11 protein-coding genes and 1 pseudogene are annotated in these 14,067 nt (G+C 72.9%); 10 read left to right on the forward strand and 2 right to left on the reverse strand.

From position 1 onward, the window contains the following. Positions 1-760 (forward strand): annotated as a pseudogene (locus tag KUF83_RS07145) (SARP family transcriptional regulator); the annotation flags it as partial. Between the two features lie 77 nt (positions 761-837). Here KUF83_RS07145 and KUF83_RS07150 read toward each other — a convergent pair. Next, positions 838-1,725: a hypothetical protein gene (locus KUF83_RS07150; protein WP_308402936.1), complete on the reverse strand. Its 888-nt coding sequence runs from the start codon at positions 1,723-1,725 to the stop codon at positions 838-840. A gap of 134 nt (positions 1,726-1,859) precedes the next feature. Here KUF83_RS07150 and KUF83_RS07155 point away from each other — a divergent pair, with 134 nt between their 5' ends. The 3 genes from KUF83_RS07155 (at position 1,860) to KUF83_RS07165 (ending at position 6,525) form a co-directional block, all read left to right on the forward strand. Next, positions 1,860-3,683: a glycoside hydrolase family 15 protein gene (locus KUF83_RS07155; protein WP_217453718.1), complete on the forward strand. Its 1,824-nt coding sequence runs from the start codon at positions 1,860-1,862 to the stop codon at positions 3,681-3,683. 30 nt (positions 3,684-3,713) lie between these two features. Next, the gene (locus KUF83_RS07160) at positions 3,714-4,709 is read left to right on the forward strand and encodes an FkbM family methyltransferase (protein ID WP_217453719.1); all 996 of its coding nucleotides are present in this window, start codon (positions 3,714-3,716) and stop codon (positions 4,707-4,709) included. Positions 4,710-4,983: 274 nt separating this feature from the next. Continuing rightward, positions 4,984-6,525, forward strand: a complete 1,542-nt coding sequence (locus KUF83_RS07165; protein ID WP_217453720.1) for a serine/threonine-protein kinase — start codon at positions 4,984-4,986, stop codon at positions 6,523-6,525. Positions 6,526-6,590: 65 nt separating this feature from the next. On the opposite strand, the gene KUF83_RS07170 is transcribed toward KUF83_RS07165, so the two are convergent. Next, a complete protein-coding gene (locus KUF83_RS07170; protein WP_217453727.1) occupies positions 6,591-7,649 on the reverse strand; it encodes a CdaR family transcriptional regulator in 1,059 nt (352 codons plus the stop codon). A 502-nt stretch (positions 7,650-8,151) separates the two neighbouring features. Between KUF83_RS07170 and KUF83_RS07175 the strand changes: the two genes are divergently transcribed. The 6 genes from KUF83_RS07175 to KUF83_RS07200 all read left to right on the forward strand — a co-directional run bounded on the left by KUF83_RS07175 (position 8,152) and on the right by KUF83_RS07200 (position 13,972). Further along, on the forward strand, positions 8,152-8,667 hold the full coding sequence (locus tag KUF83_RS07175; protein ID WP_217453721.1) for a hypothetical protein: 516 nt from the start codon (positions 8,152-8,154) through the stop codon (positions 8,665-8,667). 179 nt (positions 8,668-8,846) lie between these two features. After that, positions 8,847-10,265 carry a flotillin family protein gene (locus tag KUF83_RS07180; RefSeq protein WP_217453722.1) on the forward strand — a complete coding sequence of 473 codons (1,419 nt, stop codon included), beginning with the start codon at positions 8,847-8,849 and terminating at the stop codon, positions 10,263-10,265. A 193-nt stretch (positions 10,266-10,458) separates the two neighbouring features. Beyond that, a complete protein-coding gene (locus tag KUF83_RS07185; RefSeq protein ID WP_217453723.1) occupies positions 10,459-10,944 on the forward strand; it encodes a cation:proton antiporter regulatory subunit in 486 nt (161 codons plus the stop codon). Positions 10,945-10,947: 3 nt separating this feature from the next. Continuing rightward, a complete protein-coding gene (locus KUF83_RS07190) occupies positions 10,948-12,186 on the forward strand; it encodes a cation:proton antiporter (RefSeq protein WP_217453724.1) in 1,239 nt (412 codons plus the stop codon). A 283-nt stretch (positions 12,187-12,469) separates the two neighbouring features. After that, positions 12,470-13,429, forward strand: a complete 960-nt coding sequence (locus tag KUF83_RS07195; protein ID WP_217453725.1) for an ATP-binding protein — start codon at positions 12,470-12,472, stop codon at positions 13,427-13,429. A 150-nt stretch (positions 13,430-13,579) separates the two neighbouring features. Then, entirely contained in the window at positions 13,580-13,972 is a 393-nt protein-coding gene (locus KUF83_RS07200) for an SCO5389 family protein (protein ID WP_217453726.1), read from the forward strand. Positions 13,973-14,067: the final 95 nt, after the last annotated feature.

The raw sequence follows: 14,067 nt of genomic DNA on the forward strand, positions 1-14,067 counted from the left end.
CCGCCTCGACGACCCCGCGCTGCTGGCCTTCGCCCTCAACGGCCGGTTCATGCAGTCCTTCACCCGCGCGGGCCTCGCCCCACGACGGGACACGATCGGCGCGGAACTCGTCGAACTGGCCGCCCGCCACGGCCTGGTGACCTACGAGGTCCTCGGCCACCTCATCCGCGTCCAGGCCCGCGGCGCGCTCGGAGACCTCTGCGCGGCGGACCTGCACGCGGCCGCCGCGGACCGCCTCGCCGAACGCCACGAACTGCCCCTGGTGGGCGTGTTCACCGACTGGTACCGGGCCCTGCGGCTCAGCGCGACCGGACAGCCCGACCGCGCCGAGGCGGCCTACCGGGCCGCCGCCGCCCGCCTGGACGGCGCGGGCATGCCCGGCCTGGAACACGGCCTGCTTCCGCTCGCGCTCCTGTGCCTGCGCCTGACCCACGACCTTCCACCGGACCCGGTCACGGCACCGGACTCCCGCACGGACTGGGGCCCCTACCGTCCCTGGGCCGAGCCGTTCACGCTGCTCGCGGCGGGCCGGCGCGCACAGGCCCGTACCGCCCTGCGCGTCCTCCCGGAGCCACCGCGCGACCTCCTGTACGAGGCCTGCTGCGCGCTGGAGGCCGAAGCCGCCCGACGTCTCGACGACCGCGCCTCGCTCGCACGCGCCCGTGACCGTCTGCGCCCGGCCGCCGCTGAACTCGCGGGCGCGGGCAGCGGGCTGCTCACCCTGGGCCCGGTCGAGCGCTATCTCACCGACCCCGCCTGACCCGACCCGACCCGCCTTGACCTGCCGGCCCCGCCCTGACCTGCCTGACCTGCCAGACCTGTACCGGGCGGGCGGGCTCAGCCCTGCTCGTCCCCGGCACCGTCGCCTTGCCTGTCACCCTGCCCGTCGCCCTGCCCGTCGCGCTGCCCGTCGCTCTGTGCGGAGGGCCGGGCCGCGGGTGTCCGGCCGGCCAGGACCTCCTGGAGGCGCTGGGTGCCGAGCTGGGCGGCCTGCCGGGTGTCGTCGCTGTCGATGCCGTCCAGGCCGCCGTTGGTGAGGGAGAGCGCGCTGTCGCCGACCCGTACGGCGGCGAAGTCCAGCGTGAGGTACGAGGTCTCGCCGGTCACGGTCACGTGCAGGCCCTCGCGGGCCTCGCCCACGCCGGGCAGCGGCGCGGCGACGGCCTGGACCGTGACCTGCCCGCCGCGGACGTCCGTGGCCGTGAACTGCCCGCAGGTGTCCGGCACCTTCCGCAGCCAGTCCAGCGAGGCGTCCAGCGCCGCCCGGTCGTACGCCCCGACCTGGTACCGCAGCTGCGCCCCGTCGTCGGCGTCGTCGAACCCGGCCACCGCGCGGGCCCCGGCGGGCTCGCCCAGCAGGTTCTCGGCGTACAGGCCGTCGAGCAGCCGCTGGCAGTCGCCGACGTCCGCCTTCCCCTTGAGGAGGGCGTCCCGCCAGGTCGCCGCGCCCTTGGTCGGCTCCCAGTCGCCGCCCAGGTCCTCGGCGGTGACCAGCGCGGACTTCGCCTGCGCCTCGGTGAGGGTGGGGGCGACGGTGACCGACGGCGAGGGCGCCGCCGCCCGCCCGGCCACGGGCGAGGCGGAGGCCGCCCGCTCGCCCGTCGCCGTCCCGGCGCCGCCGTCACCGCCCGAGCAGCCGGCCGTCGTCAGCAGCGCGGCCGCAGCCAGGGCCGGGGCGAGGACAAGGACGGTACGCCGGGGCCGGCGGGACGGACGGTTCAGCACGGATGCCTCCTACGGCTCCTGGCGACGGGGGATCTCGTCCCACGGCACCACCGCGGGGCACGTCCCACCAGCGCACCGGGCCGACCGGGTGAGCCCGAGATGCCCGCGCCCGCTCCCGCGCCCAGACTGGCCCCATGCCGGGACGGATCGAGGACTACGCCCTCGTCGGGGACCTGCTGACCACGGCCCTCATCGGCCGCGACGGCAGCCTCGACTGGCTGTGCCTGCCGCGCTTCGACTCCCCGGCCTGCTTCGCCGCGCTGCTGGGCGACGAGAACAACGGCCGGTGGCGGATCGCCCCGGTGGCCGTCGACGAGGGCCTGACCTCCCGCCGCCGCTACCGCGGGGACTCCCTCGTCCTGGAGACCGAGTGGGAGACCGACACCGGCCGGGCCACCGTCGTCGACTTCATGCCGCGCCGCGACGGCGCCCCCTGTGTCGTACGCGTCGTCGAGGGCCTGTCCGGCACGGTCGACCTGCGCATGGACCTGCGGGTGCGTTTCGAGTACGGCAGCGTGGTGCCGTGGATGCACCGGGTGCACGGGCAGCTGAACGGCATCGCGGGACCCGAGTCGGTGTGGCTGTCCACCCCCGTCCCGCTGGCCGCGCACGGCGAGGCCCACCGCGCCGACTTCACCGTCACCGCGGGCGAACGGATCCCCTCCGTGCTGACCTGGCAGCCCTCCCACCTGCCCGCCCCCGAGCCCGTGGATCCCTTCGACGCGCTGCGCCGCACCGAGGAGTACTGGAGCGAGTGGCTGCGCCCCTTCACGTACGACGGCACCTACCGTGACGCGGTCGTCCGCTCCCTCATCACCCTCAAGGCACTCACCTACGAGCCGACCGGCGGGATCGTCGCCGCCCCCACCACCTCCCTGCCCGAGCAGCCCGGCGGGGTACGCAACTGGGACTACCGCTTCTGCTGGCTGCGGGACGCGGGCATGACCCTGGAGGCGCTGCTGCGCAGCGGCTTCACCGCCGAGGCGGACGCCTGGCGGGGCTGGCTGGAGCGGGCGGTGGCGGGACGGCCCCAGGACATCCAGATCATGTACGGGATCGGTGGCGAGCGCCGGCTCACCGAGTGGACGGCCGACTGGCTCGCCGGATACGAGGGTTCGCGGCCGGTGCGGATCGGCAACGGGGCCGCCCTGCAGCAACAGCTCGACGTGCCGGGCGAGTTGATGGACACCCTCGCCCTGACGCTCAGCTCCGGCCTGCGCCCACAGCGGCATCTGATCGCGCTCCAGCGGGCCGTGCTCGACCACCTGGAGAAGGTGTGGTCCCGGCCCGACCAGGGCCTGTGGGAGATGCGCGGCGAACCCCGTCACCACGTCCACTCCAAGGTCATGTGCTGGGTGGCCTTCGACCGTGCGGTCCGGATGGCCGAGGACCACGGGCGTCCCGGGCCCGTCGCGCACTGGCGCGAGATCCGGGACCGTATCCACCGGGAGGTCTGCGAGCGGGGTTTCGACCCGGCACGCGCCACGTTCACGCAGTCCTACGGATCACGCGCGCTGGACGCCGCGCTGCTGCTCATCCCGCGCACCGGGTTCCTGCCGCCGGACGACCCGAGGGTCATCGGCACGGTCACCGCAGTGGAGCGCGAACTGGCCACCGGCGACGGACTGGTCCGCCGCTACTCGACGGGCTCCGGCGCGGCCGAGAGCCCCGACGGCCTCGCCGGTGGCGAGGGCGCCTTCCTGGCCTGTTCCTTCTGGCTCGCGGATGCCCTGCGGCTGACCGGCCGCGAGGACGACGCCCGGGACCTGTTCGAACGGCTGCTGCTCCTGCGCAACGACGTCGGCCTCCTCGCCGAGGAGTACGACCCCCTCGCCCGGCGCCAGCTGGGCAACTTTCCGCAGGCGTTCACGCACGTGCCGCTCATCAGAGCGGCATACGAACTGGACCGCCACGCGACGCACCACTCGCGAAAAGGTTGTTCGGTGAAGTACGAGTGAATCCATGACGTCTTCTGCGAGGCTGACCGGATGCAGACCCTTTACAGAAGACTGCTCAGGATCCTTCCCCGGATAGGCGTGAAGGTGGTCGATGTCGGTCCCGGTACCGCCGTGGTGTTCCGGCGGGGCGATCGCACCGTCCTGCCCGTGGGCAGTGGGGCCGATCTGGTCACCCACGGGAAGGGGCGGTACGCCGTCACGGACGCCGGCGCGGATACCTGGGTGGTGGCCCGCGGCTCCACGAAGCGGAGCATGAAGAGCGTTCCCTTCGGTGACACCGGCGCGCGACTGCTCCTCGACGAGGAGGTGCCGGCGAGCGGGGAACGGGAGTTCCAGCTCGCCGCGGCCCACTACCTGTGCACCCAGCACGTGGCCGCGCTGCTGGAACTCAACCGGGTGAACTGTGTCTTCGACGTCGGGGCCAACACCGGGCAGTACGGGAAGGGCCTGCGGCGCTTCGGCTACACGGGGCGCATCGTGTCGTTCGAGCCGGTCTCCGACACGTTCGCGAAGCTCCAGCGGTCCGCGGAGAAGGACCCCGACTGGCATGTGTACAACTTCGCGCTCGGGCGCGAGGAGGCCGTCCAGTCGATCTCCATCGACTGGAAATCCATGAACTCCCTGCTGCCGCCCAGTGAGTACGGCAAGGAGCGGTACAAGCGGTTCGCCAAGGGGCGCACCGAGGAGATCGAGATCCGGCGGCTCGACGACGTGCTGCAGAAGGCCCTGGAGGGCATCGCCGATCCCCGCCCCTATCTGAAGATGGACACGCAGGGTTTCGACATGGAGGTGTTCGCCGGGGCCGGGGAGCGGATCTCGGAGTTCGTCGGGATGCAGTCCGAGGTCGCGGCGCTCCAGCTCTACGAGGGCAGCCCGGGGATGGGCGAGGCCATCGCCGCGTACGAGGCCGCGGGGTTCGGGGTGACCGGGATGTATCCCGTGACCCGGGAGCCCGCCACCGGTCGGGTCGTCGAGTTCGACTGTGTGATGATGCGGCCCGAGTCAAGTGAGCCCGCCACGGGCTGAGTTGGGCCGACCGTGCGGTTTCCCGCGCTTTTGGGGGCGGGGAACCGGCCGGATCGTGGTGCGCCGGCCGAGCCGGGACGGGCGCGCGGGCACGGCGGAGCCGCCGGTGCCCGCGTCCCTCGCTCCGGCGGGACATCGGCGGGACATCGGCCCGGTCGCGTGTCGGTAGGCTGACCCCTGCTGCGGATCTCCCCCCACCTGCGCTTCTGCGTCGCATGAAGTGCCGTTCGCGGTAGTCGTGTTGGCCTTCTGCTGTGTTGAGGATGATTCGCTGGTGCTCGTCGCGGAGCGGTATCGGTTGCACGCGTCCATTGGCCGCGGTGGGATGGGCGAGGTGTGGCAGGCATCCGACGAGGTGCTCGGCCGGTCCGTGGCCGTCAAGCTGCTGCTGGGGGACGAGGCGGACAGCGCGGCCGCCGCGCGGTTCCGGCTGGAGGCGCAGACGGCGGCGAGGCTGAGCCATCCGTACGTCGTCGCCGTCTTCGACTTCGGCGCCTGGGACGACCGCTTCTACCTGGTGATGGAACTGGTCGAAGGCCGCAGCCTCGCCCAGGAGTTGACCGCGTCCGGCACCCTCACGATGGAACGGGTGGCCGTCGTCGCCGCCCAGGCCGCCGCCGGGCTCGCCGCCGCGCACCGCGAGGGGATCGTGCACCGGGACATCAAGCCCGGCAACCTCCTCGCGGACGCCCAGGGCACCGTGAAGATCGGTGACTTCGGCATCGCCCGCTTCGTCGACGACCCCGCCTCCGCGCTCACCACGGCCGGTCAGATCGTCGGCACCAGCCTCTACCTGGCCCCCGAGCGGGCGCTCGGCCGCCCGGCGTCCGCGGCTTCCGACGTGTACTCCCTCGGCTGCGTGCTCTACCAACTCCTCACCGGGAGACCGCCGTTCCAGGGTGAGAGCGCGACGGTCACCCTGCACCAGCACATCGACATGGCGCCGGTGCCGCCCCGCGAGCGCGGCGTCCAGCTGCCGCCCGCCTTCGAGAACTACCTCCTCGGTCTCCTCGCCAAGCAGCCCGAGGACCGGCCCACGGCCCAGGAGGTCGCGGACTGGTTCGCATCGGGTGCCTGGCAGGGGCGGGCCGAGCCGCTGCCGGTGGCCTCACCGTCGGCGTCGCCGGGACCGGGAACCCGGTCGTCGCGGGCGCGGCAGCCGGTGACCCAGCCGTCGTACGCGGCCGCGCCACCACGGTCCGGCGGCGCGGACTCCGGGTCCCCGACGACGTACCGGCTGCCGCAGGCCGCCGCCCCGGCCGCGCACTCCACCCGCGCCGACCACTCGGCTCACGGGTCGCACTCGGCGCACGCGTCGCACTCCGCCCGCTCCGGGCCTTCGCGCCGCGCGCGGCCGGCCGCCGGCGGCCGGGGCGCCGTCGGGACCGCGGTCCGCAGACGGCCCCGGGTGTTCGGCATCCTCGCCGGTGCCGTGCTCTTCGTCCTCGCGGTGCTCGCCGGCATGTCGATGTTCTCGCCGGACAACACCGCGGGGGACTCCGGCAAGGAGGGCTCGGCGCCCTCGGCGGGCCCGGCAGCCGGATCCGGGGCCGGCGAGGACTCCGACCCGGCCCCCGTGGAGCCCGCGGCGGGCACGGTGCCCCGGACCGAGGAGCCGCAGACCACTCCCGACGTCAACGCGGAGCCCTCCGCGTCACCTTCCGTCTCGGAGGAGGCCCCGGTGGTCCCGCCGGGCCCCGCGGACGACGGGAACAAGGCGAAGAAGCCGGACAAGGGCGGGCAGGCCGGGCCGGGCGAGTACGTCGGCGACGAGGACGAGGCAGGAGACGAGGACGGCGGGGACGGCGAGGACTGAGCGGCGCCGGGGGCGGCGAGGACTGAGCGGCGCCGGGAGGGTGACGGGGGCCTTGGGGGAGGCCCTCAGAGATCCTTCTCCGGCCAGTCCAGCAGCCGGGCCCCGATGACCGCGGTCTGCAGGGTGTACCGGTGCACCGGGTCGGCCGGGTTCGCCCCCGTCAGCTTGTGGATGCGCTCCAGCCGGTAGGTGAGCGCGCGGACGCTCAGCGACAGCCGCCGGGCGGCCTCCGCGGCCACGCAGCCCGAGTCGAAGTACGCGGTGAGGGTGTCGAGGAGCGGCTCGGCACCGCCGCGGGCTCCGCGCAGCGGTCCGAGGGCGCTGAGCACCAGGTCGGCCATGGCCTGCCGGTCCCGGGCGAGGACGGGATAGACGAGCAGGTCGGCGGAGCGCAGCACGGGGGTGTCGAACTCCAGGCGGTCGGCCAGGTCGAGGGCGTTCAGGGCCTCCTCGTAGGACTGGACGACCCCGCCGGGCCCGGGCTGGGAGCGGCCGATGGCGACCTGGCCGCCGTCGGTGGCCGCGTACGCGTGCTTGGCGAAGAAGGAGAGCACGTCGTCCTGGTCGCCGGGCGCGATGCACACCAGACGGCCGTCCTTGGTGGTCACGAGGATGCTGCGGTCGCCGAACCGGCCGATCAGCGCGCGCTCCACCTCGCGGGGGACCGCGTCCCCCTCGTCGTAGCCGCCCGTGCCGCGCGCCACGGCGACGGCGTGCGAGTGCGACAGGCGCAGCCCGAAGCGTTCGGCGCGTTCGGCGAGCAGGCCCAGGTCGCTGCGGCCGTGCAGGAGGTCGTCGATGAACTCCCGGCGCGCGGCCTCCTCCTGGCGTACGGCGAGGAGTTGGGCCCTCTCGTAGCCCTCGGCGAACGCGTCGACGGCCTGTTCGACGGCGGCGAGGGTGCTCTCGGAGGCGGTGGCGGTGGCAGGCCAGTGCAGGCGGGCGGCGGTGAGGTGCGCGCCGACCAGGGCGCGCAGTCCGAAGCCCGCCTCGGCTGCCCGCTCGCCCAGCGCCCGCCGGGAGTCGAGCTCGTCGCGGGTCAGCCGGCGGCCGGTCGCGGAGGCGTCCGCGAGGATGCGCGCGTACCCGTCCAGGTACTCCTCGGGTATGTCCCGCCCCGCCATCTGCTCCCCCGTCTCCTCGATGAGCCGCTGACGCCTTTTTAGCGCATGAGCGAGGTGTGCGGGGCGGCGAGGACCGGTCTCGCTGCCGGGATACGGCAGATGCGCGGGGATCGTCGGCTCACTCGCCACGGAGGAAGTTCCAGGGATGCGGGAGAAGCGGGGGAGGGGGCAGAGGGGAAACAGGGGGATCGGGCCTCGGTACCGGACGTCCGCTGACGGTCTTCCGGTACCGGGACCCTTATCCGTCCCCCGTGGCTCCCCCGTTTCTGCCCGACCATCGTGCCCCGGGCCGGGAGTCCGTCGCATTGCCGGATTCCGGCAGTCTTTACGCGCCCTTGATGCCGGACAGGTGTAGGAATCCGGTGCGGTCCGTCCGGCAGGTGCCGACGCGGCATCAAGAACGCGTAAAGACTGCCGTGTCCCGGCAATGTGCACACGTGTACGAACCTGACACAATGCCGGTCCACACAGGTGACCGGCACAGACGGGGGAGGTGGACCGGTTGACTCTGTTTCTCGGTCTCGGCATCACGGGAATCGTTCTGCTGCTCCTGACGCTCGTCTTCGACGGCGTACTGGAAGGACTGTTCGGCGGGGCGGGCTTCCTGGACGGGCTCTTCGACGGGCTGCTGTCGCTGCCGGTCATCGCCGGGTTCGTGTCGATGCTCGGCTTCGGCGGGGCACTCGTGCTCGGTACGACCGGACTCGGAGCCGGGCCCGCCACCGCGGTGGGCATCGGGGCCGGAGCCGGAGCGGGCTGGCTGACCTGGCGGTTCAGCCGGGCCCTCATGCGCGACGAACCCTCCGCCACGCCCCGCGGCTCCGACCTCGTGGGCAGTTCGGGCTCCGTCGTCACCCCGATCCCGCCCGACGGCTACGGCGAGGTGCTCGTGTACCTCGCGGGCCAGCCGGTGAAGCTCGCGGCGAAGAGTCCCGAGGCGGTGGCGCGGGGCGCCGAGATCTGGGTCGAGGAGTCCCTGTCACCGACGTCGGTGGCGGTCCGCCCGGTCCGGCGCTGAACCGCCGCACGACCGCCGCCCTCCCCACCTGCCGTCCCCGTCCCACCCGCTCGTACTCACTGCTCTCATCGCTCGCTCCTACCGCTCTCACCACTCGCACTTACTGTCAGCACCGCTTGCAGGTTGTCCCGTAACCCGCACTGATCTGCCGCCTTGGGGGTGGCAGGGGGGAATTCACCATGAGTCCAGTTCTCGTCGCGGTCGTGGGAGTCGTCGTACTCCTCGTCCTGCTCGCACTCGTCGTCGTCACCCGCTACAAGGTGGCCGGCCCCAGCCAGGCGTTCATCGTCACCGGCCGGCGCGGCAAGAAGTCCACCGACCCGGAGACCGGCCGGGTGTTCACCGACAACAGCGGCCAGAAGGTCGTGGTCGGCGGCGGTGTCTTCGTCGTGCCGTTCGTCCAGCAGAAGTTCACCCTCGACCTGTCGTCGCGGCACATCCCGATCTCGGTGCGCGGCGCGGTCACGCTGCGGGGCGTCAAGGCGAACCTCGAAGGCGTCGCCATCGTCAAGGTCGGCGGCACCGAGGACTCCATCCGCGCCGCCGCCCAGCGCTTCCTGATGCAGCAGGACGGCATCGTCGGCTTCACCCAGGAGGTGCTCTCCGGCGCCCTGCGCTCCATCGTGGGCCGCATGTCGGTGGAGGACATCATCCGGGACCGTGCCGCGTTCGCCGGGCAGGTCGCGGAGGAGGCCGAGGCGAGCCTGTCCGGGCAGGGCCTGGTGCTCGACGCCTTCCAGATCCAGGACATCACCACCGAGGGCTCCTACCTGGAGGACCTCGGCCGCCCCGAGGCCGCCCGCGCCAAGCAGGAGGCCGACATCGCCGAGGCGGTGGCCCGGCGCGCCGCCGAACAGGCCCGGCTGAAGGCCGAGGAGGAGATCGCGATCGCCCAGCGGACCTTCGCCCTCAAGACGGCGGAGATCAAGGCCGAGACGGACGAGGCCGCGGCCCGTGCCGCCGCCGCGGGTCCGCTCGCCGAGGCCGCCCGCTCGCAGGAGGTCCTCGCCGAGCAGGAGAAGGTCGCCCAGCGCCAGGCCGCGCTGACCGACCGCGAGCTGGACACCAAGGTCCGCAAGCCCGCCGACGCCGCCCGCTACCAGGCCGAGCAGGAGGCCGAGGCCCGGCGCATCGCCCTGGTCAAGGAGGCCGAGGCGGACGCGCAGCGCTCCCGGCTGACCGGTGAGGGCGAGAAGGCGCACCGCGCCGCGCTCGCCGACGCCGTACGCATCGAGGGTGAGGCCGAGGCCGCCGCGATCGGTGCGAAGGGGGCCGCCGAGGCGGAGGCCATGCGCAAGAAGGCCGACGCGTTCTCCCAGTACGGCGACGCGGCCGTGATCCAGATGCTCGTCGAGGTGCTCCCGCAGGTCGTCGCCAAGGCGTCCGAGCCGCTCAGCGCGATCGACAAGATGACGGTGATCTCCACGGACGGGGCGAGCCAGTTGGCTCGGACGGTCGCGGACAACGTCGCCCAGGGTGTCGAGCTGCTCAGCTCGACGACGGGCGTCGACCTTGCCGAGCTGCTCAAGAGCGTCACGGCACCGAAGCAGGCCGCTGCCGCGGTCGAGGTCAACGGGAAGGTCGAGGTCACGGACTGACGGGCCGTCGGGCCGGCGGTACGGCCGGGTGTCGTCCGCGGGTGTGTGGGGGCTGGTCGCGCAGTTCCCCGCGCCCCTCACAGGGCGCGGGGAACTGCGCGACCGACCCCAGCCGGGCCGCGGCCGAACGCTTTCCGCGGACCCCCGTAGGGTGAACGCACACCTTGCAACGACACCGGACAGGGGACCCGTCATGGGCACACCACGCCTCAGCAGTACACCGTTGCCGGGCATCGGCGTGCGCTACGACCTGACCACCCGCGAACAGCGCCGCATCTCCGTGGTGGCGCACCGGGACGGCGGCCGCACCCTCAGCGCGTACCGCAAGGACGACCCGGACGCCTGCGCCCTCTCCGTACGGCTGTCCGCGGGAGAGTCCGACGCGCTGATCGACGCGCTGATGCCCGCCCACCACAGCCCCAGCCTGCTGTCCACGACCGAGCTGGGACTCGTCGCCGAACGGATCGAGCTGTCGTCGGTCTCGTACTGGAACGGGCGGCTGCTGGGCGAGACCTGCATGCGTACCGAAACCGGTGTGTCGATCGTCGCCGTACTGCGCCGGGCCGAGGCCATCCCCTCGCCGACGCCGGACTTCCGGCTGGCCGGCGGGGACACCCTGATCGTGATCGGCACCCGCGAGGGCGTGGAGTCGGCCGCGACCATACTCGGAAGGGAGTGACACGTGCACTCGTCCGCGGTCTTCTTGATCGAGTTCGGCGCCATCATCCTCGGTCTGGGACTGCTCGGCCGGTTCGCCGGACGCTTCCAGTTCTCCCCGATACCGCTCTATCTGCTCGCCGGACTGGCCTTCGGCGAGGGCGGACTGCTGCCGCTGGGCACCAGCGAGGAGTTCGTCGCGATCGGCGCCGAGATCGGCGTCATCCTGCTGCTGCTCATGCTCGGCCTGGAGTACACGGCGACCGACCTGGTCTCCAACCTCAAGACGCAGTACCCGGCGGGTCTGGTGGACGCCGCCCTGAACGCCCTGCCGGGTGCGGCGATGGCGCTGCTGCTCGGCTGGGGTCCGGTGGCCGCCGTCGTCCTCGCCGGAGTCACGTGGATCTCCTCCTCAGGAGTCATCGCCAAGGTCCTCGGCGACCTCGGCCGGCTCGGCAACCGCGAGACACCGGTGATCCTGAGCATCCTGGTCCTCGAAGACCTCTCCATGGCGGTCTACCTGCCGATCATCACCGCCCTGCTGGCCGGGGCCGGCCTGGCGGCGGGCAGTGCCACGCTCGCCATCGCGCTCGGTGTCGCGGGACTCGTCCTCGTCGTCGCGGTGCGCTACGGCCGCCACATCTCCCGTTTCGTCTCCAGCGACGACCCCGAGAAGCTGCTGCTGGTGGTCCTCGGTCTGACCCTGCTGGTCGCCGGTGTGGCGCAGCAGCTCCAGGTGTCCGCGGCCGTGGGGGCGTTCCTCGTCGGCATCGCGCTCTCGGGCGAGGTGGCCGAGGGTGCGCACGGGCTGCTCTCCCCGCTGCGTGACCTGTTCGCCGCCGTGTTCTTCGTGTTCTTCGGGCTGCACACCGACCCGGCGAGCATTCCGCCCGTGCTGCTGCCCGCGCTGGCCCTGGCCGTCGTCACCGCCGGTACGAAGATCGCCACCGGGTACTGGGCCGCCAAGCGTGCCGGGATCTCCGCGAAGGGCCGTTGGCGGGCGGGGGGCACGCTGGTGGCGCGGGGCGAGTTCTCCATCGTCATCGCCGGACTGGCCGTCACCTCCGGCATCGAGCCCAGGCTCGGCCCGCTGGCCACGGCGTACGTCCTCATCCTGGTGATCGTCGGCCCGCTCACCGCGCGCTTCACGGAGCCGGTGGCGATGCGTCTGACCGGCCGGTCGCGCGGGCCCGCCACCGTGGGGGCCGGGGCGGCGCCGGACCGGGACCTGGTACCGAGCCCTGACGCTCCGCGCGAGAAGTAGGCGTCCGGGCGGTGCGGCGGGCGCGGGCCGACGGGGGGCGGCCGTGCCGTCCCCCGCGCCCCTGAAAGCGGGGCTGCGCCCCGGCTTTGGTCTTCGGGGCGGCCGTGAGGAACCACCCGAAGGGGCGCGGGGAACGGCGCGACCGGCCACGAACGGCCCGCACCGGCCCGGCAAACCCGCACCCTCACCCCCGTACCGCCGCAATTTGACAGCGGCCCGATCTCCCCAGTAACTCTACCCACATGACATTCGTTTTCATCAGTGAAGCCTAGGGGGCGGCCCCGTGCGCGTCGCATTCGTGGGTAAGGGCGGCAGCGGCAAGACCACCCTGTCCGCTCTCTTCTCCCGTCACCTGGCGCGCTCCGGCGCCCCGGTCGTCGCCATCGACGGTGACATCAACCAGCACCTCGCGTACGCCCTCGGGCTCGACGAGGACGAGAACTTCGGCGCCCCGCCGCTGAGTTCGCACACCGGAGACATCAAGGACTTCCTCCGCGGCACCAACCCGCGCATCGCCTCCCGCGACGCCATGATCAAGACCACCCCGCCGGGCCGCGGCTCCCGGCTGCTGCGCCCGCTCGGCGACGACGAGATCCACAGCCGCCATGTGCGCCCGGTGGACGGCGTACCCGTGATGGTGACCGGTGCCTTCGACGAGAGCGACCTCGGCGTGGCCTGCTACCACTCCAAGCTCGGCGCGGTGGAGCTGTATCTCAATCACCTGGTGGACGGCCCCGGAGAGTACGTCGTCGTCGACATGACGGCCGGCGCCGACGCCTTCGCCTCCGGTCTGTTCACGCGCTTCGACCTGACGTTCCTGGTCGCCGAACCGACCCGCAAGGGCGTCTCGGTCTACCGCCAGTACCGCGACCACGCGGCCGAGTTCGGCATCCCGGTCGCCGTCGTCGGCAACAAGGTCGCCGGCGAGGACGACCTGCTGTTCCTCAAGGAGCACGTCGGAGACGACCTCCTCGCGTACTGCGAGCACTCCTCGTGGGTGCGCGCCCGTGAACAGGGGCGCGACCAGGGCGAGTTGGAGCCCCACAACAGCCAGACCCTGCGCCTGCTGAAGGACGCGGTCGATGCCCGTACGAAGGACTGGGACGCCTTCCAGCGGCACGCGGTCGAGTTCCACCTGCGCAACGCCACCGCGTGGGCCGACCGGGCGACGGGCCTGGACCTCGCGGCCCAGGTGGACCCGGACTTCCGCCACGGCCCCGCGGCCCTGACGGCCCAGGTCTGAGCCGCGCCCGCACCTGAGCCCGGGCCGCCCCCGAGCCCGCGCCCGGACCGCGACGCCCCGCCTCCCCCGCTCCGCCTCCCCCGGTCCGGCGGACACGCCCCGGCCCGACCGGGGGATTCCCCCCACCCGACCCAAGGACAGGACACGCTCATGTCGCTCGACGTCTCCCCGCAGCTGCTCGCCGAAGCCGAGCAGGGCAAGGTGCGGGAGGAGGACTTCGTGGAAACCGTCCGCACGTCCCTGCCGTACGCCTACGACCTGGTGGCCCGCCTGGCCGACGAACTGCTCGCGGGCAGCGCGGAGTTCGCCGACAACCGGACGCCGCCGCCCTCGGAGAGGGAGCGCGGCCAGTTGCTGCGCGCCCTGTCCAGCGACGCGATCCGGGGCAGCCTGGAACGGCACTTCGGCATCGCCCTCGCCTTCCAGAACTGCCACCGCGTCGCGGCCTTCCACCCCGAGGCCCGCGGCGGCGAGACCCACCGCCGCTTCACCTCGCCGCGCTCGCAGATCCTCAACCAGTCACCGGAGATCCGCGACTGCTGACGCGACTGCTGACGCGACTGCTGACGCGACAGCTGACGCAACTGCCGACGCGACTGGCGACGCGGGTGCGGGCCGCCGCCGGGGCGCCGCCGACC

Origin of the sequence: Streptomyces sp. BV286 (assembly GCF_019090165.1) — a bacterium.
Taxonomy (GTDB): domain Bacteria; phylum Actinomycetota; class Actinomycetes; order Streptomycetales; family Streptomycetaceae; genus Streptomyces.

Coding starts and splice junctions, on each gene's coding strand:
- KUF83_RS07170 (WP_217453727.1), bottom strand. CDS start 7,649: ATGGCGGGGCGGGACATACCCGAGGAGTACCTGGACGGGTACGCGCGC.
- KUF83_RS07200 (WP_217453726.1), top strand. CDS start 13,580: ATGTCGCTCGACGTCTCCCCGCAGCTGCTCGCCGAAGCCGAGCAGGGC.
- KUF83_RS07160 (WP_217453719.1), top strand. CDS start 3,714: ATGCAGACCCTTTACAGAAGACTGCTCAGGATCCTTCCCCGGATAGGC.
- KUF83_RS07185 (WP_217453723.1), top strand. CDS start 10,459: ATGGGCACACCACGCCTCAGCAGTACACCGTTGCCGGGCATCGGCGTG.
- KUF83_RS07180 (WP_217453722.1), top strand. CDS start 8,847: ATGAGTCCAGTTCTCGTCGCGGTCGTGGGAGTCGTCGTACTCCTCGTC.
- KUF83_RS07155 (WP_217453718.1), top strand. CDS start 1,860: ATGCCGGGACGGATCGAGGACTACGCCCTCGTCGGGGACCTGCTGACC.